Consider the following 22722-nt stretch of genomic DNA (forward strand, 5'->3'; position numbering starts at 1 on the left):
TTTCGCATTTTCTTTACAATCGGATAAATAATGGGACCGTATTTAATCGCTTTTTTAATCAAATTTCTCATAAAAGGATACCCTCCTCTAGTACTATCCTTTATTCCCGATTTCTTATTACCTAAACGAAAGATTAGAGGAGATTCAACGGACTGGAGAGAAATAGAAAATAACCAGATAATTAGGAGGACGATTTCTCTTATGATCAAACAGGTGAGCCAAATAGCGATTCCCGTCAAAAAGATGGAGCGAGCGGTCCAATTCTACAAAGAGCATTTGGAACTTAAATTATTATTTGAAACAAATCAGATGGCTTTTTTTGATTGTAATGGGCTGCGCTTGCTACTAAGTATTCCAGAGAAAGAAACTTTCGCACATGCAAGCTCAGTTCTTTATTTTGAAGTAAGTCATATTGAGAAAAGCTACGAACGTTTAATGAAGAATGGGGTGATTTTCATTAGTAAACCTCACCTAGTTGCGAAAACAGATGACGTTGAAACGTGGATGGCGTTTTTTGAAGATAGTGAGCAAAACACACATGCCATCATGAGTGAAGTGCTAACAAAATAAAGAAAGGATGCCGGTGGCATCCTTTCTTACTTGAGTTCTAAACCTTACTTAATCTTCATCTTTTACATCTGGATCTTCTGGAAGCGGCTCATTGGCTTCTTCTTCTAATTGTCTCTTCATTTTTTCCAGCTGTTCAAAATGAGTATTAAACTGCTCTTTATATAGCAAATATTGCTCACCATCAAAAATGGTGCGAACGCGCTTCTCTCGAATGAGCGTTTCGATATAGGATTCTGGTAAAGATAAATATTCTGCCGTTTCTTTAATAGTGAGGTACATGCGCCTGCCTCCAATATACGTCATTACGTCTCAAGTCTTATTCCAATTTAATACTCTAGATGATGTTTAGATGACTTGAACTACTATAAGATTACCATAGGGAATAGCATAACGACGGAAACTCGGGGAGGAAATATAGTGAGAAGTGGATTTATGGTCATTGTTGGGTTGCTTGCCGTAGGGGCGGTTTTATTAATTTTATTTGAAAACACCTCTCTTTTTGCACGAGGAAGTGATGAGAACAGCATTGAGTTAAGTGAAAGAATTAATCAAGTTAGTATTTTGACGCACAGCAGTGATATGAACATAGTCACTGAATCACGTGATGATGTGAAAGCAACCTTAAATGGTAGTGGAGAGCTTTCGGTGAGAAAGAAGGGAAATGCGATTGAAGTTGAAGTGAAGCGAAAGTGGTATAAGTTTTTTAACTTTAACGGGGGATCAGATGTTACTGTTTACCTCCCAGAAGACTTTAAACACGATCTCAAGCTTGAGGTTGGCTCAGGAAGTGTTGTCTTCAATAATGAAGAAAATCCTACCATTTTAAACGAAGTAGATATTGATATGAGTTCGGGTGATGTTGAACTTTCCAACCTGGAAACAAAAAGCTTCGAGCATGACGGCTCATCTGGTCGTCTTATCATTGATCGACTTTCAACCGAAAAGGGAAGCTTTGATATAAGTTCTGGAGACGTGATTTTAACCCATTATTCTGGCCCACTTGAGGGAGAAATGTCATCAGGTGACATGAAAGTTCAAATGGATCAGTTAACAGGGGATGTATCGTTTGACCTTAGTTCAGGTGATGTTGATTTGGACCTTCCGGACAATGCTGATTTCACATTGGATAGTGAGGCAAGCAGCGGGGACATCTCAACCAAATTCACTTTAGAAGAGCAGACGATTAGCAATAAGGAAATATCAGGAGTACATGGTTCAGGGAAGTATCACGTGAAGATATCCCTTTCAAGCGGAAGCGCCAGCGTTTATTAAAAAGGAACACCTGCTTTCCAATAGGATGGCAGGTTATTTTTGAGTTTTCAATGGAAAATAAACGATTTGGTTTACTCGTCGGTTACTATAACGGCATTTATCATTTCACATCACCAAATTATTTCCATGAAAATATTCCTTAACATGTTCTAGGTAATATTTATAGCCCTGCCTTCGTAATTATACTCGGTGGAACGCTCATTACCATTATAGGAATCTTGAGCATTCTCTTCATTCAGAAATCAGAAACAAAGCATAAAAAGCAAGCTTACAAAATACCTCGCTATAAAGAAAAAAACCACTTTTCAGCTCTACTGAAAGGGCGCCCTATGATGACCAATCCGATTGGTCACCACAGGGCGTAAATGAGTCTAATATCAACAACATTCAATTACATAGTCTTTAAAATAAGAGATTTTTTTGCTAAAAATCTTGATTGCCTTCGAGGAGCGGAATACGTGATTTGTATCTCTCAACCAATGCCTGATTCGATTCATCTGACCCGTCTACATTCCCGCTCTTAAACACAGGAGGAGTTATTCCCCGTTCAATCAACTGATGAATAGTTTCTACAGTAATACCGTTCAGGATCCCCATTCCTATAACGGTAGAGATTGAACCAAATGAGACTTGATTCTCTGTATCTTGAATCACCGCATCACCCACCTCAACATGGTTATCAATCACTTGATCTACTACATCGTACAAGTACTTTCCTTCTTTGTGACGAGATGATTGTCCATTTGAAGCTTTTCGTGAGGTTAAGCCGATAACGTACGCTCCTCTTTCTTTACTAAGAAGGGCAACATCAATCGGAACCGGGTTACGACCTGACGTCGATACAACGATCACTACATCGCCTTTTTGAATATCCTGGTCCGCCATGAATTCCCGGGCTAATCCATTCGTTCGCTCTAGAGCAGAAGATCTCGTTCCGCCTCTATGGAGCATTAAGTCTTCAATAAAAATAGGACGAACTGGCACAAGCCCACCTGCACGGTAAAAAACTTCTTCCGCCATCATGTGAGAATGTCCACATCCAAATACATGAATGATTTTTCCGTTTTCGATGCTATCAGCTAGAGCGACTGCTGCTCGCTCGATAGAAACGGCTTCTTTCTCTTCAATTACTTGAAGGGATGTTCTAATTTTGTTGAAGTAATCATGAAACAAATGAACGCCTCCTCAATGAAATTAACGCTTAAGTGTAATCATAAATTTATACCGATCTGCTCTGTACGAAGACTTCACTACTTCAAGCGGTGTATCATCCGCTAGTTTCGTATTCCTCTGAATGAGCAGTATCGGTGCTCCTTTTTGTATATTTAGGTATTCTGCCTCCTGCTGAGTTGCTACAGAAGACTCTAACACTTGGGTCGCTTCCTCAATCTTGATCGCTAGCTGATTTTCAATGTGATGATATAAAGAGTGCTGTACAGTTTCTTCCGTCAACCCTTTTACAAGGTTAGCCGAGATGTACGTCTTCTCAAGTGCCATTGGGATACCATCAGCAAGTCTGACCCGTTTAATTTCGTAAACAGGTGCGTGATCCTGTATTTTTAACTGCTCCGATATATAAGGTGGAGCAGGTACAATTTCAAACCCTACTAGTTTACTACTTGGTTCCATGCCACGTGATTTCATATCTTCGGTAAAACTTGTTAACCCCATCAGCTGTTGCTCAATTTTTTTCTCAGCAACAAAGGTACCTACTCCCTTTTGTCGATAGAGGTAACCCTCATTAACCAGCTCTGTAATGGCCTGTCTTACTGTCATGCGACTAATGCCAAAGCGCTCTGCATATTCTCGCTCGGATGGAAGCGAATCTCCTGGGGTTAACTCGCCTCTTTCAATCAGTCCTTTTATCCACTCAACTAACTGATAATAAATAGGTAATGGGGACGTCTTATCAATCATCGGAAATAACTCCTTTCAGCGCACTGTTACGCCTGATAACGCTTTTTTATCAGCAATAATTGTAACATGAGAATGCCTGTTTAACACCGATGCAGGAAAGGATTCGTCCACTTCACCTTCCACCAATTTCCTCATTGCCTCATTTTTGGCTTCTCCTGCAACAAGTAGCAAAATCTCTTTGCTTTTCATGATGGTTGCAATCCCCATCGTAATAGCTTCATGTGGTACTTCGGTAATATCGTTAAAAAAACGAGCATTGGCTTCTCTAGTAGATTGAGCTAGCTGAACTATTTGTGTTGTAGCTTCAAAAGAAGTCCCAGGCTCATTAAATCCGATATGCCCGTTACTACCCATTCCGAGTAGTTGCACATCAATTCCACCTGACTCTTTAATGCTTTCTTCATATGTTTTACATTCATCATTAAGATCAATCGCCGTACCATTTGGAAGATGTATATTCTCACTTGGAATATCGATTTTTCCAAAAAGTTTCTCATACATGAAAGCATGGTAACTGTTCGGATTATCAGCTGAAAAACCGACATACTCATCAAGGTTATAAGTAGTGATCTTCCTGTAGGTAGTATGATTTCGTTGATGATCCTGAATTAAATGCTTATAAGTCCCTTGCGGAGTTCCTCCAGTCGCAAGTCCCAAAACCATACTTGGATGTGTATGAATTTTATCAATAAGATAATTCGCTGCCAGTTCACTCATATGCTCATAGTCATGTGCTTCAATGATTCTCATTTTCTACATCTCCTTTATTCGTATATGCAAGATGTCCACTACAAAATGTCATCATTACTTCTCCATCATTGGATCGTAAGAAAAAGTCTGCGTCTTTTCCCACGGCAAGGCTTCCTTTTCGATCAAAAACACCAAGCTGTTTCGCAGGATTTTCCGATGCCATTTTTATTGCGTTTTCAAGAGTGCAGCCCGTAAAAGCCTGGATGTTAGCAAGTGCATCCTTCATTTTCAGCACACTACCTGCCAAAGTTCCATTATCTAATAGCGCTTTACCATCTTTCACCTCAACATCTTGTCCACCCAAATCATAGCGACCATTTTTTAGACATTTGGCTCTCATCGCATCGGTGATTAGAATCATCCCAGCATCTGATTTTTGAAAATAAGCTAACTTAATCATTTCAGGTCTTACATGATACCCATCTGCAATCACTTCTGTTTTCAACTGCTTACTTAACAGAGCAGCACCTGCTACACCCGGTTCACGATGATGGAGACCTCTCATCCCATTATAGAGGTGGGTAACGTGAGAGGCACCACATTCAACTGCCTCCATGACCTGCTCATATGTGGCATCGGAATGACCAATTGAAGCCACAATACCTCTTTCTGTTAAATATCGAACAAGTTCCATGCCACCTTCTACTTCAGGTGCCAGGGTAACTAGCTTAATCGTGTTGTTTGCTAGTTTATTCCAAGCTTTAAACACATCCACATCTGGTCGCTGCATGGCAAGTAGTGGCTGTGCACCAGCCCGCTTACTATTAAGAAATGGACCTTCTAAGTGAATGCCAAGTACTTCCGCATGTCCTGGTTGTTGTCTCTCCATTAAGTACTCGCCTGCATTCTGAATAGCACGCTCAATCGCCTTTGCTTCCTGAGTAATAGTCGTTGCTAGAAAGCTCGTTGTTCCTTCACCTGGAAGTGCTTTCGAAATAGTATCAAGCGCTTCAGTGGAAGCGTCCATCGTATCGGCTCCATTCACGCCATGAATATGGACATCAATCATTCCAGGAAGCACAGATACGCTTTCATTAAATGAATAGACTTTTTCTTGTCCTGCTATAGTACGTTCATCTGTATGACCTATTTCAATAATTTTACCGTTATCGACTTTAAGATAGCCGTTTTGGATCGTTTGTTCTTCGCTATAAACTGTCACATGATCAATAACAAAACACGCTTCATTCACGATGAGACACTCCTTTTTTCGGTTCATCTTGTTATTAAAATCGTACCACCATTAAGTACAGTTGTCTATACCAGTATGAGCCTAAATTCGTCCTGTACGAGGAAATTGGTATAGACAACTATATTTAGTGCTGTTATGATGAACATGACAATAAAACGTTTTCAAATTTCGAAAGGGGTTGAACGTAAATGCTCGGAGCTTTACAACGTATTGGTAAGTCCTTAATGCTACCAATTGCTGTACTTCCGGCTGCTGCCTTGCTATTGAGGTTAGGGCAGGATGACTTACTCGGTATTCCATTTGTAGCAGCAGCTGGTGGAGCCATATTTGATAATCTCGCACTTATCTTCGCAATAGGTGTAGCCATTGGATTTTCTAAAGACAGCAACGGTGCGGCTGGTCTAGCCGGTGCCATCGGTTACCTTGTTCTTACACAGGGGACTCAAGCAGTGAATGAGAATATTAATATGGCGATACTTGGAGGAATCCTTTCTGGTATCGTTGCGGGACTTCTTTATAATCGATTTCATGATATTAAGCTTCCGACCTGGCTTGGTTTCTTTGGTGGACGACGCTTTGTCCCTATCGTCACAGCAACAGCAATGGTTATTCTAGCAGGAATATTTGGATTTGTTTGGCCTCCGATTCAAGAGGGCATTAATTCGATCGGACAATGGATTATCGATGCAGGAGCACTTGGTGTTGGTGCATTCGGATTCTTAAATCGACTTCTTATTCCATTCGGTCTACACCATGTCCTAAATAGTTTAGTTTGGTTTGTCTTTGGTGATTACAACGGAGCAACTGGAGACTTGAATCGATTCTTTGCTGGAGATCCAACCGCTGGTATATTTATGGCTGGTTTCTTCCCAATTATGATGTTCGGACTTCCGGCAGCGTGTTTTGCAATGATTGCAGCTGCTAAAAAGGATAGAAGAGCAGAAGTAAGCGGAATGTTAATCGGAATCGCATTTGCATCCTTCTTAACAGGGATTACTGAACCAATTGAATTTGCCTTTATGTTCTTATCACCATTATTGTATGGGATTCACGCTCTATTAACTGCCAGTTCGATGGTTCTGGCGTATGTGCTGGATATCCACCACGGCTTCGGTTTTTCTGCAGGAGCCATTGACTTTTTCCTAAATTACGGTTTGGCACAGAAGGCAGGTCTACTACTTGTTATTGGGATTATTTACGGAGGAATCTACTTTGTTGTATTCTATTTCCTCATTAAAAAATTAAATCTCAAAACACCTGGACGCGAAGATGAAGACATGTCATATCCAACAAATGCACCAGCTTCAAAAGAAGACAAATACGATGTAATGGCAGGTCACTTTATCCGAAGCATTGGTGGCATTGATAACATCTCATCTATTGATAATTGTACAACAAGACTCCGCTTACAAATGAATGACATGACAAAAGTAGACGAAGCAGAATTAAAGCGTCACGGTGCTCGAGGTGTAGTGAAAGTTAACAACCGCAACTTGCAGATCATCGTAGGAACTGATGTGGAATTTGTTGCAGATGCAATGCGTGGAACAAATTCACATGCTTCTAGAGAGAGCGACGATCCAACTATCAATTTTACAAAAACGCTAGCTGAGCAAGATTTCGTCATGCCAGTCAAAGGAAAAATTATTCCACTTCAGGAAGTTCCAGACCAAGTATTTTCTGCAGGAATGATGGGGGATGGCTTCGCAATTCTTCCTGAAGACGGTCATTTCGTTTCACCTGTTGATGGTGAGATTATAAGCATTTTCCCTACAAAGCATGCAATCGGCATTAAGTCGAATAGCGGCGTTGAGATATTGATCCATGTAGGAATTGATACCGTCAACTTAAAAGGAGAAGGCTTTACAACACTTGTAAACGAAGGGGATACAGTTAAGAGAGGCGATAAGCTTATGACGGTCGATATAAGTAGCGTCAGACGTTCCGTACCTTCAGTTGCAACTCCAGTCATTTTCACGAATTTACAAAAGTTGAAAATCAAAAAATCCGGAAATATTAATCAAGGCGATAGTGGAATCATTTCGATTGATTAATCGCCAAAAACGAAGAAAGGCAGCGGATATCCGCTGCCTTTCTTTTTTATTTATTCATTTTATCAAGAAATCCTCCGAGCAAATCATCTGCGCTTTCTTCTTCCTCTACCGCTGAACTTTGCTCCTGTTGCGCCTGATCCCAATCAAAATTCATCAAATCATCATCAGAAGACTTGGAAGGTGCTTCAATCGGTTCATAAACGGCTTTTGGCATAGTTCTTTTCGAAACTTCATCTTGCAAATAAAGCGCCTGATCAATATCAATCGAGTTGCTGTTAAAAGATGCAAGGAGTGATGCAGCCCGCACTGGATCAGATAAAATTTGGTAAACGATGTTGCCAAGAAGCGCTTCTGAATGCTCATGCTTAAGCCAATCTCGTTGGGCTTTGCTTAATCCCTTAGGCAAAGGCACAGTAATAGCATCATTATCGCGCCTTATCGTTTGCGTGACACCATCTAACACATACTCCGCAACGCGGCTTGAGAAGTTACGCTTTTCTTCGTCCTTTAACTTCTGAAGCTGCTTTAGAATATGATCAGGTGTATCAGAGGGAAGACGAAATGTAATCGCCTGTCCTCTCTGAATCCCCGTCATCCCCGCCTTTTTCATCAAATCACCCTACTAGTTTTTGACCTTGTTCTTTTCTTCTCTCTTTTCCTGGGGCTTGTCTTTATTATTCTTACGATTAAAGTCAGAGATGAGCTTGTAGTAAGCATTCGACATCATCCAAATGCTTTCTTTTTCATCTTCAAAGAAATCAATATTGTAGCCATCAAGGTTGTTATTCAATGTTTTAAGGTAATCTTTTAGAACAATGGAGCCACCACCAACGAAATAGCAGATTTCAGATTGAGAGTTCTTCTGCCAAACGTTACGAAGATGGCGATATTGCTTCTTAGCTAGTTCTAGTAAAATGCGATCCGTAATATCATGAACGCTTGTACGACTTCCGCGAACCATAATATGATTACGATCGTTTTTCTTCGTAATAATATCTACTACGTCTCGACGGCTGTCGAGCTCCACACCATGCTTAGAGCGTATTTCCTCACGAATGGCTTCTAGTGACTCAGCAACTCCAAGATTAAAGCCCTGCGCCTTATCATCGTCGACATTACGATTCTTAATAACCGCGATGTCAGTAGAAAGACCACCGATATCTTGAATCAAAATACGCTTATCAATTAAGTCTTTATTAATGATGTTTAAATCGCTGTCCATTACAAGATTAATATAAGCAGCAAAACCTTCAGGGTAAACCTTAACTTCATCAAATTTAATATTAACTTTCTTACCTTGGTACTTAGGCGTTACAAGAAATTCTACCTGGTGGACGGATCCTAGAAGTCTTGAGCGATATCCAACATCCTTTCCTTCTTTCACTTCACGTAGTGGAAGTCCTGTACCAAGCGTGTAATTCGCATCTACAACGCCGTTCTGATTTCTGAAATTTGCTGAGTTCTTTGGATCAACAGCATCTAGAGCAAGTGATGCAAACAACATTACAAGAGTTTGATCCTCTTCTGATTTTGCGCTTCCTGGATCTAATTCTGTTGGGTTGTCACTCTTTGTCGCTAGATTGCCAACCCGATAGATCGCGTTGTTATCTTGTAGAGCAGGGGAGTGTACACGAATATGAATGCCATCAAGCGGATCTTTAGTATCCAACTCTTCAATTCCAATTACAGGGCGATCTTCTATATCTCTAGCAATTACGTTTGGTATGTATAGATCAGATTCAAGTTTTCCATAGATTCCTTTTAACGAGTCGTTACCTACATCGACTGCTGCAATTCTTGAATTACTCATAAAATAATCCATCCTTTCATATTTGAAATCTAGTATTTCTACTATTAACTTAAAATTTATAGAAATTTGCAAATGAAGTCAATGAGTCATTCTATCTAGTTTACAAATTTGTGTACTTGTGTACAAATACGTTTACATGTGTACTTTTTCTGTATACACGTAAACAATTATGTACACATCCCTATAAATCAATATGTGTACACCTTTGTGTACTTGCGTACATTTTCCGTTTACAAGTATACAGCTTTGTTTACATGTCTACATTTTATGTATACATATTTTTTGGATTCTGTTTGTCTTTTGAAATGCCCCTATTATTCTTTGCAATCTGTAGATTGTAAGCATAAAAACTATGTATTTAAAATAAAAATGCTAAAGAAATGAAGAGTAAAACAAGCTAGGTCTTTTCTTTAAAGGTACGGAATTAGCAATAGAAAAAGGAAGATGAGAGAACCCAATCCCTCCCCTTCCCTTCAAAAACGTTACATTAATGAGGCAACTCCTGCCCAAAACCATATTTTCAAACCTAACGTAACAATTCCCGTAACTAATCCTGTAACGACAAATCCTTTCTTAAGAGGGTTTTTCTTCGCAATTACTCCAAAAATGATCGCCAAAATTGCCAAAGGATAAGGAATAACTGGCACTAGAAAAAGCACAAGTCCAATAATACCTAACACCATCGAGGATACCGCAAGACCATTGCTCTCTGGTTGTGGAGCTACATTCACATTTCCTTCCATACCGATCCCCCCCTAAAAAATATCTCTTTTTAGAAAACTATTTTTTTACATAATTGAATTTATTAGAGTGGCATTGATTTTATTCCACAAAAAAAGCATGTAGCAATTAATTGCTACATGCTTTTATAGGGATTTTCCCACTAAGCCAAATATAATCAGGGTTTCTCTAGCCAATAATGCTATAGATCCTTCTCTATTTCTTCACAACTTAACTATAAGCGGGCTCACTTTCATTGAGAGCAAGCGTCTGTACTATTGAGGCATTGATTACGTTGAATAATTCAGGATTTTCTCCTAATAACTTGCCATAGGAAGGTATCATTTCTTTAATTTTAGGTTCCCAATCAGGCAACATGTCTGGGAAACATCGCTCGAATATCTCAAGCATAACGTGTACAGCAGTAGAGGCACCTGGAGAAGCGCCAAGAAGAGCAGCAATGGAACCGTCAGAGGAACTAACAATCTCTGTTCCAAATTGAAGCGTTCCTTTTCCTCCACCTTCCGTATCTTTGATTACTTGAACACGTTGACCAGCTGTTACGATATCCCAATCTTCACTTTTGGCAGTTGGAATAAATTCCCGAACTTCTTCCATACGTTTTTCATCTGATAACATAACTTGTTGCACTAGATATTTTGTAAGGCCCATCTCTTTTAAACCGGCAGCCATCATTGTTAACATATTATTTGGCTTAACTGAGCCAATTAAATCCAAATTTGACCCGCCTTTTAAAAACTTTGGTGAAAAGCCCGCAAATGGTCCAAACAACAAGCTTTTTTTATTATCAATATATCTTGTATCAAGGTGAGGAACAGACATAGGAGGAGCGCCAACTTTGGCTTTTCCATATACTTTTCCATGATGCTTCTCAATCACCTCAGGATTATTGCATACCATGAAGAGTCCGCTTACAGGGAATCCGCCAATATGCTTTGACTCAGGAATACCCGTTTTCTGAAGTAGTGGTAGACTACCTCCTCCACCGCCAATAAAGACGAAATCAGCTGTGTGATACTCAAGATTGTCGTTGTCGATATCCTTTACCTTTACTTCCCAGATGCCATCGCTATTTCGTTTAATATCTTCTACGCTATGCTTATAGTGCAGTTCTACATTTTCACCCTCTAAATGCTCAAACAGCATGCGGGTTAACGCTCCGAAATTGACATCTGTACCAGAGTCAATTTTTGTTGCAGCAATCGGTTCATCTGACGTTCTTCCATCCATGATAAGTGGAATCCATTCTTTCAGTTTCTCAGGATCGTCCGAAAATTCCATTCCTTTAAACAATGGGTTAGCTGACAACGCTTCCAATCTCTTTTTCAAAAATTTTACATTATCTTCCCCGTGAACAAGGCTCATGTGAGGAAGAGGCTTGATAAAGTCCTGTGGTTTATCAATCAATTGATTGTTTACTAAATAAGACCAAAATTGTTTTGAAAGCTGAAATTGCTCATTGATTTTGACAGCTTTCTCAATGTCTATCGACCCATCGGTCTTTTCAGAAGTATAGTTTAGTTCACATAGTGCAGAATGGCCTGTCCCCGCATTATTCCATTCGTTAGAACTTTCTTCTCCTGCACTTCCTAGTTTCTCAAACACTTTAACGTTCCAATTAGGTGCTAATTCTGTCAGTAATGATCCTAAAGTCGCACTCATGACTCCAGCACCAATTAAGATAATGTCTTTTTTTTGATTCTTGCTCATGATACCCTTCCTTGTCTCATTTATTTGTAATAAAAAGAATAGGCGCTCATGCTCACATGTCATAAAAAGCAAGGCGACTCTTAGGTACACAACATGTTCTATCTTAATTATACCTTATCATAGTCAATTGTTATAATTGTAGAAAAAATATCTAATAATCTGATGCGTTTTTACTAATTTTTACACGTTATTTGAAGAAAAGAGGCTTGAAAAACAATACAGAAACTAACATCGGAAATTATAAAGTTAAATAAGGTAGGATCATTCTTATTAAAAAAATTTACTATCCCAGGTAGCTTAAAGACCAACTTCTAGCATGAAAAATAAATATTATCCAAGATAGGATTCCTAACAAACCAAATTCTTTTTTGGAATCATACTTACCATTTGCCCCTTTCTCCCCGTTCTTAACCGTGTTAAATCCTGTGTGTTCTTGTCCAGAGGTTATAGAGTTATGATTTATTTCCAAGAGGATCTAATTAAACACAAGACGACTCTTCCCCTTGCACTTTTCATTGAATGCTTTTAAAGTATATAATGGTTAAATTCAGTCTAACTAGTAATGGATAAGATAGAAACATTATTACTTTTTAATTTTGGGAACTTGTTTTCCCTTAAGGAAAGGGTTCAGATATACTATGAAAGATAATTTTTGGCACGAGTTGCCTCGACCATTTTTTGTTCTTGCTCCAATGGAAGCTGTGACGGATGTTGTTTTTCGACATGTTGTGAGTGAAGCAGCGAGACCTGACGTGTTTTTTACAGAGTTCACTAATACTGCAAGCTACTGCCATCCGAAAGGAAAAGACAGCTTAAGAGGACGATTGACATTCACAGAAGATGAACAGCCAATTGTTGCCCATATTTGGGGAGACAAGCCTGAATACTTCCGAGAAATGAGCATTGGCATGGCAGAAATGGGTTATCGTGGAGTGGATATCAATATGGGCTGTCCTGCTCCTAATGTTGCCACTAAAGGGATGGGATGCGGACTTATTCGTCGTCCTGATGTTGCAGCGGAAATCATCCAGGAAGCGAAAGCGGGGGGATTGCCCGTCAGCGTAAAGACTCGCCTTGGTTATACGGAAGTGGAAGAATGGCGGCACTGGCTGAAGCACCTTCTAGAACAGGATATTGTTAATCTTTCCATCCATCTTCGTACGAAAAAGGAAATGAGTAATGTTGATGCGCATTGGGAGCTGATTCCGGAGATCAAGAAACTTCGCGATGAAGTTGCCCCTAATACGCTTCTGACGATCAACGGCGATATTCCAGACCGTCAGAAGGGACTTGAACTTGTTGAGAAGTATGGTGTGGATGGCGTTATGATTGGGCGTGGGATTTTCCATAATCCGTTTGCTTTTGAAACAGAGAAGAAAGAGCATACGAGTGAAGAATTGCTTGATCTCCTTCGATTGCAGCTCGATTTACATGATAAATATTCAGCAGAACTAGAAACGCGTCAGTTTATAACGCTTCGCCGCTTTTTTAAGATCTATGTAAAAGGATTCCGTGGCGCAAGTGAATTAAGGAATCAGCTTATGAGCACGGAATCCACTGATGAAGTGCGTGTTCTTCTTGATGAGTTTAAAGAAAAAGAAAGATCAAATGAAAGTGAAAATTTTTCTATTTCTTGAGTAAAGTTTGAGTCATTTAAACCAAATCGTTCTTAGATTTTTTACAAGAGAGGAGAGCCATTCGTGCTTTTCTCTTTTTTTATAAGACTATGTTATTAAACCATTTTGGTTTTTGCCTCATTGACACCTTGTGATGACCAATCGCATTGAGCAAAAACCAAGAATCAACAGAAGAAAACTGGTCTGGCGTCAATATGGATGCTCGACCGCACTTCTTTAAAGCTTTATCAGATGTAATGGCAGACAACTTATATCTGTTACTTTTAAAAACTTACTATAAATTCCGGTTTCTCCCGGACATTTAAAGTATAATAGACCATATTCTGATAATGCATATAATATTTTTTGGAGAGAATTCTATACATATGACGAAAAACCAAAAACGAGGTTGAAAAATGAGTAAAAAAAGTTTTGCAGAATATCATCTAAGCGAAGAAATAAAAAGAGCACTAGCTGTGCTAAAATACGAAACGCCAACAGAAGTTCAAAGTGAAGTTATTCCATTAGCATTAGAAAATCAAGATCTTGTCGTAAAAGCTCAAACAGGAAGTGGAAAGACTGCTTCCTTTGGTATTCCTATTTCCGATATGATTGAATGGGAAGAAAAAAAACCACAGGCCTTAATTCTTACTCCTACTAGGGAGCTTGCGGTTCAAGTCCGCGAAGACATTACGAATATCGGAAGGTTTAAACGCATTAAAGCAGTGTCCGTTTATGGCAAAGAACCTTTTACGAAACAAAAGGATGAATTGAAACAAAAAACTCATTGCGTCGTTGGTACTCCTGGACGGGTCATGGACCATATTGAACGAGAAACTCTAGCTTTGGATCAAATAAAGTATCTTATCATAGACGAAGCTGATGAGATGCTTAATCGAGGTTTTATCGATAAAGTAGAAGCGATTATGAAAGAGCTGCCTTCAAACCGAGTAACAATGGTTTTTTCTGCTACCTTGCCTAAAGATGTTGAAAATCTATGCCATAAATATATGAACGATCCGATTCAGATTGAGATTGAATCGGACGGGATGACAGCCGATACCATTGAACATTCTTTAATTGAAGTGAGAGAGGAAGAAAAGATCTCACTCCTTAAAAACATCACGGTTGTAGAAAATCCAGACAGCTGCCTCATTTTCTGCAGAACCAAAGAACACGTTGATTCTGTGTATAGCGAACTAGAGAAATCTGGATACCCTTGCGAGAGACTCCATGGGGGGCTAGAACAAGAAGACCGGTTCTCTGTTATGGAAGGTTTCAAACTGGGGAACTTCCGCTATCTCGTGGCTACCGATGTAGCTGCGAGAGGTATTGATATTGATAATGTGACACTTGTTATCAACTACGATGTTCCTATGGAAAAAGAGAGCTATGTACACCGAACAGGAAGAACCGGTCGCGCTGGAAATAAAGGAAAAGCCATTACGTTTTCGACACCTTTTGAAGGAAAATTCATTAAAGCAATTGAAAGGTACATCGGCTTTGAGCTACCAGCTATAGAAGCTCCAAGCCATCTGGAACTGGCTGGAAAAAAAGCAGCTTTCGAAGAAAAACTTAACAGCAGACGAATTGTAAGAAATAATAAAACAGCCCGCATCAATCAAGATATTATGAAACTCCATTTCAACGGCGGTAAAAAGAAGAAAATTCGTGCTGTTGATTTTGTTGGAACGATCGCAAAAATCTCTGGAGTCACTGCAGAGGATATCGGCATTATAACCATCCATGACCATATGTCCTATGTTGATATTCTGAATGGCAAGGGCTCACTAGTTCTACAGGCCATGGAGAATGCGACTATCAAAGCAAAGAAGTTAAAAGTGAGCATAGCCATTAAATAAAATATTTATAGAAATCCTTAAATCCCCCTCATCTTTAAAGATGAGGGGGATATTTGCTTCTATATGAGATTAAAAGAGACATGATGACCCCAGTGTTTGGTCTAGCCAAGTTTAGCTCCTACTGTACTGAATACAATGAGAACAAAGTAATAAGTTTTCTCCGGAAAAACTTGAGATTTTGACTCTATTCTTTTATATCCACATTTACTTATGATACGGTTCGCCTCTATTAATCTTAAACGCACGATAAACCTGCTCAACTAGAATAAGCCTCATTAGCTGATGAGGAAAAGTCATCTTTGAGAAGGAAAGCGTGTCATTTGCTCTCTTGAGAACATCATCACTTAAACCAAGTGAGCCTCCAATAACAAAAGCTACCTTACTCTTTCCATATGTTGCGAGCTGGTCAAGGTCACGTGCTAACTGTTCAGAAGTTTTCATTTTTCCTTCAATAGCTAGGGCAATTACGTGAGCATCAGGTGAAATTTTGCTCATAATGCGATCACCTTCCGCCTTTTTCACCTGAAGCATTTCGGTGTCACTTAGGTTCTCTGGAGCTTTTTCATCTGAGACCTCGATCACTTCTACTTTTGCGAAAGGACCGAGGCGTTTCGTATATTCCGCAATCCCTTGCTTTAAATATTTTTCTTTCAGTTTCCCCACAGTAACAATACTTATGTTCAAAAGTTATCCACACCTATCCTTTTATCTTAAATCCACAACAGATAAACAAGTTATCCACAGAAATTATCCACATATACACATTTTCCATCCACATGTCGTGACCGAATATTAGTTCGATACCATATATGTTGCGCTGTTTTTGCAATACTCACATGTTGTGGACAACTCATTTGATTCTTTCTCAAGCTCTTCTAATACAGGGAAACTTTCTGTTTCATCAACAATTACATCAAGAGCCAATTCAACATGGTCTTTACAACTATATATTTTCATTCTACCTCTCCTTCATTTCACTTATCCACTGTGCATAGGTTTCTCCAAAAAGAAACAGGAGAGTTTCCCCTCCTGCGCTATTTAAGAGCTTTGCTGCTCGGCAAGTGTCACTTCTACTTCTTGTTTCGTGCCTTCACGATAGACTGTTAATTTCACTCGATCTCCAATTTCTTTTTTTGTGTAAAGAAATTTACGAAGGTCGATTGAATTCTTAATTTTTTCTCCATCCATTGCTGTTATAACGTCAAGCTCTTTTAAACCCGCAATATCACCTGAAGAAGTAGGAAAAACACTCATAACTACGACTCCATAATCGACTTTATCTGGCAACTTTAGTGATTCACTCCAGTGATAGGTAGGAATCTCCGAGAGTGATTTTGTTCCTATTCCTATTTGAGGCCTTCTAACTTCTCCATACGACTCTAGATCATTAATGATAGGCTCAGCGATATTGATTGGAATCGAGAAGCCAATTCCCTCTACGCTTGATTGAGCGATCTTCATTGAATTAATCCCTACTAATTGACCTGAGATGTTAATTAACGCTCCTCCACTGTTACCTGGGTTAATAGAAGCGTCTGTTTGAATTACATCAGCATTCCAATCAATTGTCCCATTCTGATCGGTATCTACTGGAAATGAACGCTCAGGGTTGCTAATAATACCTTGTGTGACGGTCCCTTCAAGAAAGCCTAATGGATTACCGATGGCTATAGCTGGTTCACCTGGCTTGAGTGTATCCGAGTCACCAAATTCAGCAACCATTGTAACGGCCTCAGAAGGGATTTTAAGGACGGCAAGGTCCATTAGAGGGTCAGTGCCTACAAGCTCTGCAGAAACGCGCTTTTCGGCGTTTAAGCTCACCTCAAGCTGCCCCGCACCTTCAACCACGTGATTGTTAGTAACAACAAATGCCTCTCCGCCTTCTTTTTTATAAATAACGCCTGATCCCGCTCCAGCTTCTCCGTAATCCTCTGCCCAGAAATCTGTTTTTTGTAAATTAATCACTCCGACAACCGCTTCGCTTACATTCGCAACAGCTGACGTAATGTCATTTGTTACATCAATACTAATATCTTTAGTAATCGCTCGCTGTTCCGACTTCACTTCCGCTTCTTCATCTTGCGGTGGTTGAATATCAGGCAGCACGCCTACATCCGAGAGAGCAGGCACAGTAAAGAGAATAAGTAATGCGCCAAGAATGGCACCAATCAGTCCAGCCATAAATGCTCCGCCGCGATTACCTTTCTGTCGCATCGGTCGATTGTTTTCATCACCATCATAATAGCCCAAATTCTTCACCATTCCTTTCAGTTAAAAAAGGAGACACCAGAATCAAGACTAATCTATCTTACTTGCCCTCACTCAAGCTTGTCATTATAACTTCGTAACAAGTGTTGGCGCAGCAGGATCTGTATCATATAGATCAATCTGCTCCCCAACTGCAAAGCCATTTTGTTGAAGGGTTTGCTGGACAGAAAGTCTTGCCAGGTCTTTCATGTTATTATCTTTACTTAAATGGGCTAAATAAATACGCTTTGTTTGATCACCAATTATATCTGATAGGGCAGCTCCCGCATCTTCATTCGAAACGTGACCCATGTCACCTAAAATTCGTCTTTTCACATTCCATGGATAGCGCCCCATCATAAGCATATTGATGTCATGATTTGACTCAAATACAAGCATATCTGAATTGCGAATTGTTCCTTTGATTCGATCACTCACATATCCAAGGTCTGTCGCGATACTAAGTTTCTTACCTTCGTGATGAAAGGCATAAAACATCGGCTCTGCTGCATCATGGGAGACACCAAAGGATTCGACATCAAGATCGTCAAAAGTTTTCACAGTATCCATATCAAACTGAAACTTTTGTTCTACTGGTATTGCACCAATTAGACCTGACATCGCTTCCCACGTTTTTGCATTTGCATATATAGGCAGCTTATACCTTCTTGCAAATATGCCAAGACCTTTAATATGATCGCTATGTTCATGAGTCACAAGCAACCCATCTAGATCCTTTGGATCGAGATGGGCTTTTGCGAACAGTTCTTCAAGTTTTTTTCCACTTAATCCAGCATCTACAAGAAGCTTATGCTTCTCTGTACCAACATAAATGGCGTTACCAGTGCTTCCGCTTGCAAGCACACTAAATTCAAGAGACATATTCCATTCCTCTCCTACTTATCGCTTGTTACCGTTTTAGGCTTAGAAGGATCCGGTTTCTCACTGTCATCTGAATCCTTCTCATCCTCTTGCTCATTGGTTTCGACCTCTTTAGGATCACTAAAGACTGTTTTCTCAATCGCATTGACATAATAGTTCTGAATTGGTTTATCCTTGTTTTCGTTCTTAACGACAACATGCCACGTTGGAACGAAAACAAATGTATCGCGGTCATCCTCGTTCGTAACCGTTGTGTAATACCCAATTGACATGTCTTCTACTTTGTCATTTAAAGAAATATCCTGCTGATTCACAAGAAGCCCAATCGTTTCAGAAGCTGGATCGATTTTACGTTCTTTGCCGATTTTCTTTAAGTTCAAGTATGTTTGCGTATAAGAGACAACCTTGTCATCTTCAAGCGTAACAATTAGCATACCTGAATCCTGGCTATAAATAGGACGATCTTCAAAGGTTTCCGCGAAATAAATAATGTTTGGATTATTCTCATCACGGGCGTAAAACTGATACTTCCCACCTTCATACACATACGTCTCTAGAAATATTGAAAAGGCAGAAGGCTCGTCCGGATCGCTTATCGGGAACGGCTTCTTAAGAGTGGAGATTAACTTTCGTCCATCAAGCGTAATGTCCTGACTTGTTCCCTCTTCTAACGTTTTCTCTTCTTGCTCTGTAAATTCATGAACGTCTCCACTAATGAATGACATCTTCTCCGTTTGAACAGGAAGGTTTTTCTCATACGTGACGTTTAAATTCTTTAATTGATCTTCAATCGTAACCTGCTCATACTGCTCGAGATCACTTAATTCGGTTTGCTTCTTAAATAAATCACTAGCTAGAAAGATATTAAACACAAGAAACGTTAATATTAATATCGTTTTCGTTCTATTCCAATCCAACTGATTCCCCTCCCTGTTCATTGCTAATGGATTGTAGCGGTGTCCAGGAATTGTTCAACTTCACATACCATTGGGGAATAAGTGTAAACTCATAATTTTGTTCTGCTGACCGATCAATTGTGAAACCCATTGTTATGTTTTGTATTTCGGTTTTCTTAAAACTTCCCTCGTCTAGTAGAGAAAGGACTTCTTCATAACTCGGTAGCTTACGATCTCCAATTTCTCTAGCGTATTGAATAACCTTCAACATTCGCTTGTACGTGCTAACATCATCATTTTCAAGAGTTACATCAATCTCATCAAGATCTTCTGTCGAAGAGCTATAGACTGGATACCCTCCCGTATATAGTCGGAAGGTAATTTGATCTGTATTGTTATCAGAAGATCTGATCCATTCGTTCAGCACATATTCATCATCATCGTAATCGGTGATACGAAAACCAAAATGCTTATTGATAAATCCATAGGCATCCAGAATAGGAGATTCATTCGATACATACCGACTTGTTGTAGAAGGTGGATTCTTAAACACCATAAATTCATTTTCATGACTAAATGTTAAGTCTCGGCTACCGTCTGTATAAAGATCAGAAATATTGTTGAATGAGTTCTTCTCAACACGATCTTGTTCAGGAAAAAGCGCTTCTTTAAAATCTTCTTCATTTGCTAGCTCATCGGAACTTCCTCCGAACGTCGCTAAAGAAGGACCTTGTATCGGAATATAAAAAATTGGTAGCTCGTCAGAAACTTGAAACGGTTTGGCACGAAAGATCTTATTTTCTTCAGCTTCACTACTATTAACCTCAAAAGAAGAGAAGACGTTTGAATACCATTCTTTTATATCATTCGAAGCTTCAACCGTAGCTCGCATTCCATCACCATTGGATGTATTGAGGAAAATGATTTCATTGTTTTTACCTGATGCAATAGACGGAATGATAATGCGATCGAATGTCGACAAAGGAATATCGTCTTTCGAAATGCTCACTAGTTTCTTCAAAACGTCATTTGAAAGCAATGTTGGAAAAATAAGCTCTACGCTATTGCCGGTCTCCCGTATACTTTTCATATCATTCTCCATCGTAAAGGACTTGATTTTCATTCCGGAGATAAATTCATTGTAAAAAGAATCAATGGTATTGGAATAAAAGGAAGTAAAATGTTGATTATCAATGTGATAAACGAGCTGATTTGGTTTTACAACTTCATTGATACTTACTTCCTTAATACCAACAGGACTTGCTTCTGTAGGAGCAGCTTCCTTTTCATACTCAGGTTCGAATGTCCAAATCTGCCACGTTAGAAACAAGCTAGTTAAAACGAGAACATTTAGTAAAACGGTTTTAAAGTTCTCAAATTGTTTCTTCGTCATTCTCACTTGTCTTCGACCTCCCTTATTCGCTTATAAGGGAGAGTAAAGTAGATCGTTGTTCCATGTCCCCACTTACTCTCTGCCCAGATATCCCCATGATGGGCATGGATCATTTCCTTGGCAATAGCCAAACCAAGTCCAGTTCCTCCAAGCTGCCGTGAGCGAGCTTTATCTACACGATAGAACCGATCAAAGATCTTCGAAAGATTATTTTTGGGTATGCCAACACCTTCATCACTAATGCTGATTCGGATCTTCTTCCCAATCGTCCAGCATCTTGCTGTGATAGTACCTCCATCCGGGGAGTACTTAATCGCATTAGAAATAATGTTATCAAGCACCTGTGTCATTTTGTCCTTATCCACTTTTGTGTAAATCGCTAAACGCGGAAGCTGCCTTACAATTTCAATATTCTCTCGCTTCGACATCTCAAAGCGATCAAGCACATGATCAAACATCTCAACGAAATCGACTTCCGTAAACTCAAGATGATACTCTTTCTTATCCATTTTAGAAAGCTGTAATAGATCATTAACTAACCTGATCATACGCTCTGTTTCATTTTGCGTGACGCTTAAGAAGCGCGGAGCAATTTCAGGATCCTGTAATGCTCCCTCCTGAAGCGCCTCAAGGTAACTTCTCATCGTTGTAAGAGGCGTACGTAACTCATGTGACACATTCACTACAAATTCACGTCGTTCCTGTTCAAGCTGTTCTTGCTCGGTAATATCATGAAGGACAGCAATCAACCCATTAATTGGACCGTCTTCTTTATGGATAATAGAAAAGTTAACTCGAATAATAAACGTTTGTTGATCATCACTTAAATCTAGAATCATTGAGTCAGGACCATTGTAAACATCATCCCACGTCTTCTCTTCAGCGAACTGAAGAATTTTGTTTAGTGATGTTCCAAGAACCGTTTCACGTGAAACGTTCATCATTTCCTCAGCACGATCGTTCATTAGAATGATCATACCTTCTCGGTCTGTAGCAATAACACCATCCGTCATATAAGCAAGCACAGATGTAAGTTTACGTCGCTCACCTTCTGTAATGGCATTAGCTTCTTGAAGCCTTCTTGTTAAATCATTAAAGGCAAGCGCAAGCTGTCCAATCTCATCTTCTCCATACACCTTCACTTTTCGAGTGAAATCGCCTCTGGCCATCACAAGTGCTTGTTTTCTCATATCCGAAATTGGCCTTGTTATCGTACGAGAGATAATAATACCAAGTAGGCCTGTCAGTACCAGGGCAATCAAGGCAGATTGAGCCAATAAACTATTCACTTCATCTGCTTGTTCAAATACCTGATTCATATTTGCCTGAATGTAAACCGCTCCAACAGTAGTGTTCGTTTCACCTTTAATAGGATAGCCATAAGCTAAAAACCGCTCTCCTTCACTATCAAGAAGGATTTCTTGTTCAGCTACACCATTTAATGCACTATCCACGAAATCATTCGTTGCACGTGTTCCTTCTAGACCATCATCATTAAGCGTACCGACTACTTGACCTAATGAATCAACTACTAGAATTTGACGAATTTCATTTTGGCTAAAATTTCTAATCAAGTTATTAATCGTATCATCTTCTTCATCGCTCTTACTGTTCACCTGATCAGAGACATTATCAGCTAGAAGCTCAGCACGATCGCGAATGGAACTAGCGTAGTTACTCTGAAACTGCTCTTCTAACTTGTCGTTAAAATAAACAGAGATAAACTGGATGGCAACAAGAATAAGAAGGACATAAACAATCGCAAACTTAAAATGAATGGATTTAAAAAAACCGACCTTTCCCATCTAAA

At 39.5% G+C, this 22722-nt stretch carries 21 protein-coding genes; 5 read left to right on the plus strand and 16 right to left on the minus strand.

All coding sequences use genetic code 11. The features are described 5' to 3' along the window. The first annotated feature begins 201 nt into the window (after positions 1–201). Positions 202–570: a VOC family protein gene (locus AC0VYH_RS21925; RefSeq protein WP_303532760.1), complete on the plus strand. Its 369-nt coding sequence runs from the start codon at positions 202–204 to the stop codon at positions 568–570. A gap of 48 nt (positions 571–618) precedes the next feature. On the opposite strand, the gene AC0VYH_RS21930 is transcribed toward AC0VYH_RS21925, so the two are convergent. After that, positions 619–849, minus strand: coding sequence for an excisionase family DNA-binding protein (locus AC0VYH_RS21930; protein WP_475373156.1), 231 nt, complete (start codon positions 847–849; stop codon positions 619–621). A 138-nt stretch (positions 850–987) separates the two neighbouring features. Here AC0VYH_RS21930 and liaG point away from each other — a divergent pair, with 138 nt between their 5' ends. After that, a complete protein-coding gene (liaG, locus tag AC0VYH_RS21935) occupies positions 988–1842 on the plus strand; it encodes a LiaG family protein (RefSeq protein ID WP_475366257.1) in 855 nt (284 codons plus the stop codon). Positions 1843–2265: 423 nt separating this feature from the next. Here the strand turns inward: liaG and AC0VYH_RS21940 are convergent, their stop codons facing one another. Genes AC0VYH_RS21940 through nagA form a run of 4 tightly spaced genes read right to left on the minus strand, consistent with a single transcriptional unit; the run spans position 2266 to position 5704 of the window. Further along, the gene (locus AC0VYH_RS21940; protein ID WP_475373157.1) at positions 2266–3015 is read right to left on the minus strand and encodes an SIS domain-containing protein; all 750 of its coding nucleotides are present in this window, start codon (positions 3013–3015) and stop codon (positions 2266–2268) included. A gap of 21 nt (positions 3016–3036) precedes the next feature. Then, a complete protein-coding gene (locus tag AC0VYH_RS21945) occupies positions 3037–3759 on the minus strand; it encodes a GntR family transcriptional regulator (protein WP_194218185.1) in 723 nt (240 codons plus the stop codon). Between the two features lie 15 nt (positions 3760–3774). Beyond that, a complete protein-coding gene (gene nagB / locus AC0VYH_RS21950) occupies positions 3775–4509 on the minus strand; it encodes a glucosamine-6-phosphate deaminase (protein WP_430247121.1) in 735 nt (244 codons plus the stop codon). Then, positions 4496–5704 (minus strand): N-acetylglucosamine-6-phosphate deacetylase, encoded by a 1209-nt coding sequence (gene nagA / locus AC0VYH_RS21955; RefSeq protein ID WP_475373817.1) that lies wholly within the window; start codon positions 5702–5704, stop codon positions 4496–4498. Before nagA ends, nagB begins: the two co-directional genes overlap by 14 nt. Positions 5705–5889: 185 nt before the next feature. On the opposite strand from nagA, the gene nagE reads away from it, so the two are divergent. Then, positions 5890–7755: an N-acetylglucosamine-specific PTS transporter subunit IIBC gene (gene nagE, locus AC0VYH_RS21960; protein ID WP_430247122.1), complete on the plus strand. Its 1866-nt coding sequence runs from the start codon at positions 5890–5892 to the stop codon at positions 7753–7755. 46 nt (positions 7756–7801) lie between these two features. Here the strand turns inward: nagE and AC0VYH_RS21965 are convergent, their stop codons facing one another. The 4 genes from AC0VYH_RS21965 to mqo form a co-directional block, all read right to left on the minus strand. Further along, on the minus strand, positions 7802–8365 hold the full coding sequence (locus tag AC0VYH_RS21965; protein WP_430247123.1) for a hypothetical protein: 564 nt from the start codon (positions 8363–8365) through the stop codon (positions 7802–7804). Positions 8366–8377: 12 nt separating this feature from the next. Continuing rightward, a complete protein-coding gene (locus AC0VYH_RS21970) occupies positions 8378–9565 on the minus strand; it encodes a ParM/StbA family protein (protein WP_194218180.1) in 1188 nt (395 codons plus the stop codon). A gap of 482 nt (positions 9566–10047) precedes the next feature. Then, positions 10048–10308 (minus strand): DUF4190 domain-containing protein, encoded by a 261-nt coding sequence (locus tag AC0VYH_RS21975; RefSeq protein WP_475373158.1) that lies wholly within the window; start codon positions 10306–10308, stop codon positions 10048–10050. Positions 10309–10516: 208 nt separating this feature from the next. Then, on the minus strand, positions 10517–12079 hold the full coding sequence (gene mqo, locus AC0VYH_RS21980; protein WP_475373159.1) for a malate dehydrogenase (quinone): 1563 nt from the start codon (positions 12077–12079) through the stop codon (positions 10517–10519). A 575-nt stretch (positions 12080–12654) separates the two neighbouring features. Between mqo and AC0VYH_RS21985 the strand changes: the two genes are divergently transcribed. Both AC0VYH_RS21985 and AC0VYH_RS21990 read left to right on the plus strand, forming a co-directional pair. Then, on the plus strand, positions 12655–13653 hold the full coding sequence (locus AC0VYH_RS21985; RefSeq protein WP_430247125.1) for a tRNA dihydrouridine synthase: 999 nt from the start codon (positions 12655–12657) through the stop codon (positions 13651–13653). Positions 13654–14048: 395 nt separating this feature from the next. Further along, positions 14049–15494, plus strand: a complete 1446-nt coding sequence (locus tag AC0VYH_RS21990) for a DEAD/DEAH box helicase (protein WP_475373160.1) — start codon at positions 14049–14051, stop codon at positions 15492–15494. A gap of 204 nt (positions 15495–15698) precedes the next feature. On the opposite strand, the gene rlmH is transcribed toward AC0VYH_RS21990, so the two are convergent. The 7 genes from rlmH to walK form a co-directional block, all read right to left on the minus strand. After that, the gene (gene rlmH / locus AC0VYH_RS21995; protein ID WP_194218174.1) at positions 15699–16178 is read right to left on the minus strand and encodes a 23S rRNA (pseudouridine(1915)-N(3))-methyltransferase RlmH; all 480 of its coding nucleotides are present in this window, start codon (positions 16176–16178) and stop codon (positions 15699–15701) included. A gap of 108 nt (positions 16179–16286) precedes the next feature. Then, positions 16287–16451, minus strand: coding sequence for a CxxH/CxxC protein (locus AC0VYH_RS22000; protein ID WP_430244413.1), 165 nt, complete (start codon positions 16449–16451; stop codon positions 16287–16289). Between the two features lie 81 nt (positions 16452–16532). Beyond that, complete coding sequence (locus AC0VYH_RS22005) at positions 16533–17744, minus strand: S1C family serine protease (RefSeq protein WP_371017936.1); 1212 nt, start codon at positions 17742–17744, stop codon at positions 16533–16535. 84 nt (positions 17745–17828) lie between these two features. Continuing rightward, a complete protein-coding gene (locus tag AC0VYH_RS22010; protein WP_430244411.1) occupies positions 17829–18623 on the minus strand; it encodes an MBL fold metallo-hydrolase in 795 nt (264 codons plus the stop codon). Between the two features lie 14 nt (positions 18624–18637). Continuing rightward, positions 18638–19540: a two-component system regulatory protein YycI gene (locus tag AC0VYH_RS22015; protein ID WP_475373161.1), complete on the minus strand. Its 903-nt coding sequence runs from the start codon at positions 19538–19540 to the stop codon at positions 18638–18640. Then, positions 19527–20912, minus strand: a complete 1386-nt coding sequence (locus AC0VYH_RS22020) for a YycH family regulatory protein (RefSeq protein WP_475373818.1) — start codon at positions 20910–20912, stop codon at positions 19527–19529. The genes AC0VYH_RS22015 and AC0VYH_RS22020 overlap by 14 nt, the downstream gene beginning before the upstream one ends. A gap of 2 nt (positions 20913–20914) precedes the next feature. Next, entirely contained in the window at positions 20915–22717 is a 1803-nt protein-coding gene (walK, locus tag AC0VYH_RS22025; RefSeq protein WP_194218168.1) for a cell wall metabolism sensor histidine kinase WalK, read from the minus strand. Between the last annotated feature and the right edge of the window lie 5 nt (positions 22718–22722).

This window comes from Anaerobacillus sp. QJM3NY_32 (assembly GCF_056173645.1).

Excerpts from the sequence above, each read along its gene's own strand:
- AC0VYH_RS21990 (WP_475373160.1), top strand. The coding sequence starts at position 14,049 with ATGAGTAAAAAAAGTTTTGCAGAATATCATCTAAGCGAAGAAATAAAA.
- AC0VYH_RS22010 (WP_430244411.1), bottom strand. The coding sequence starts at position 18,623 with ATGTCTCTTGAATTTAGTGTGCTTGCAAGCGGAAGCACTGGTAACGCC.
- AC0VYH_RS21945 (WP_194218185.1), bottom strand. The coding sequence starts at position 3,759 with ATGATTGATAAGACGTCCCCATTACCTATTTATTATCAGTTAGTTGAG.
- AC0VYH_RS22020 (WP_475373818.1), bottom strand. The coding sequence starts at position 20,912 with ATGACGAAGAAACAATTTGAGAACTTTAAAACCGTTTTACTAAATGTT.
- AC0VYH_RS21930 (WP_475373156.1), bottom strand. The coding sequence starts at position 849 with ATGTACCTCACTATTAAAGAAACGGCAGAATATTTATCTTTACCAGAA.
- mqo (WP_475373159.1), bottom strand. The coding sequence starts at position 12,079 with ATGACATGTGAGCATGAGCGCCTATTCTTTTTATTACAAATAAATGAG.
- AC0VYH_RS22000 (WP_430244413.1), bottom strand. The coding sequence starts at position 16,451 with ATGAAAATATATAGTTGTAAAGACCATGTTGAATTGGCTCTTGATGTA.
- AC0VYH_RS21975 (WP_475373158.1), bottom strand. The coding sequence starts at position 10,308 with ATGGAAGGAAATGTGAATGTAGCTCCACAACCAGAGAGCAATGGTCTT.
- AC0VYH_RS21970 (WP_194218180.1), bottom strand. The coding sequence starts at position 9,565 with ATGAGTAATTCAAGAATTGCAGCAGTCGATGTAGGTAACGACTCGTTA.
- AC0VYH_RS21965 (WP_430247123.1), bottom strand. The coding sequence starts at position 8,365 with ATGAAAAAGGCGGGGATGACGGGGATTCAGAGAGGACAGGCGATTACA.
- nagB (WP_430247121.1), bottom strand. The coding sequence starts at position 4,509 with ATGAGAATCATTGAAGCACATGACTATGAGCATATGAGTGAACTGGCA.
- walK (WP_194218168.1), bottom strand. The coding sequence starts at position 22,717 with ATGGGAAAGGTCGGTTTTTTTAAATCCATTCATTTTAAGTTTGCGATT.
- AC0VYH_RS21925 (WP_303532760.1), top strand. The coding sequence starts at position 202 with ATGATCAAACAGGTGAGCCAAATAGCGATTCCCGTCAAAAAGATGGAG.
- AC0VYH_RS21985 (WP_430247125.1), top strand. The coding sequence starts at position 12,655 with ATGAAAGATAATTTTTGGCACGAGTTGCCTCGACCATTTTTTGTTCTT.
- nagE (WP_430247122.1), top strand. The coding sequence starts at position 5,890 with ATGCTCGGAGCTTTACAACGTATTGGTAAGTCCTTAATGCTACCAATT.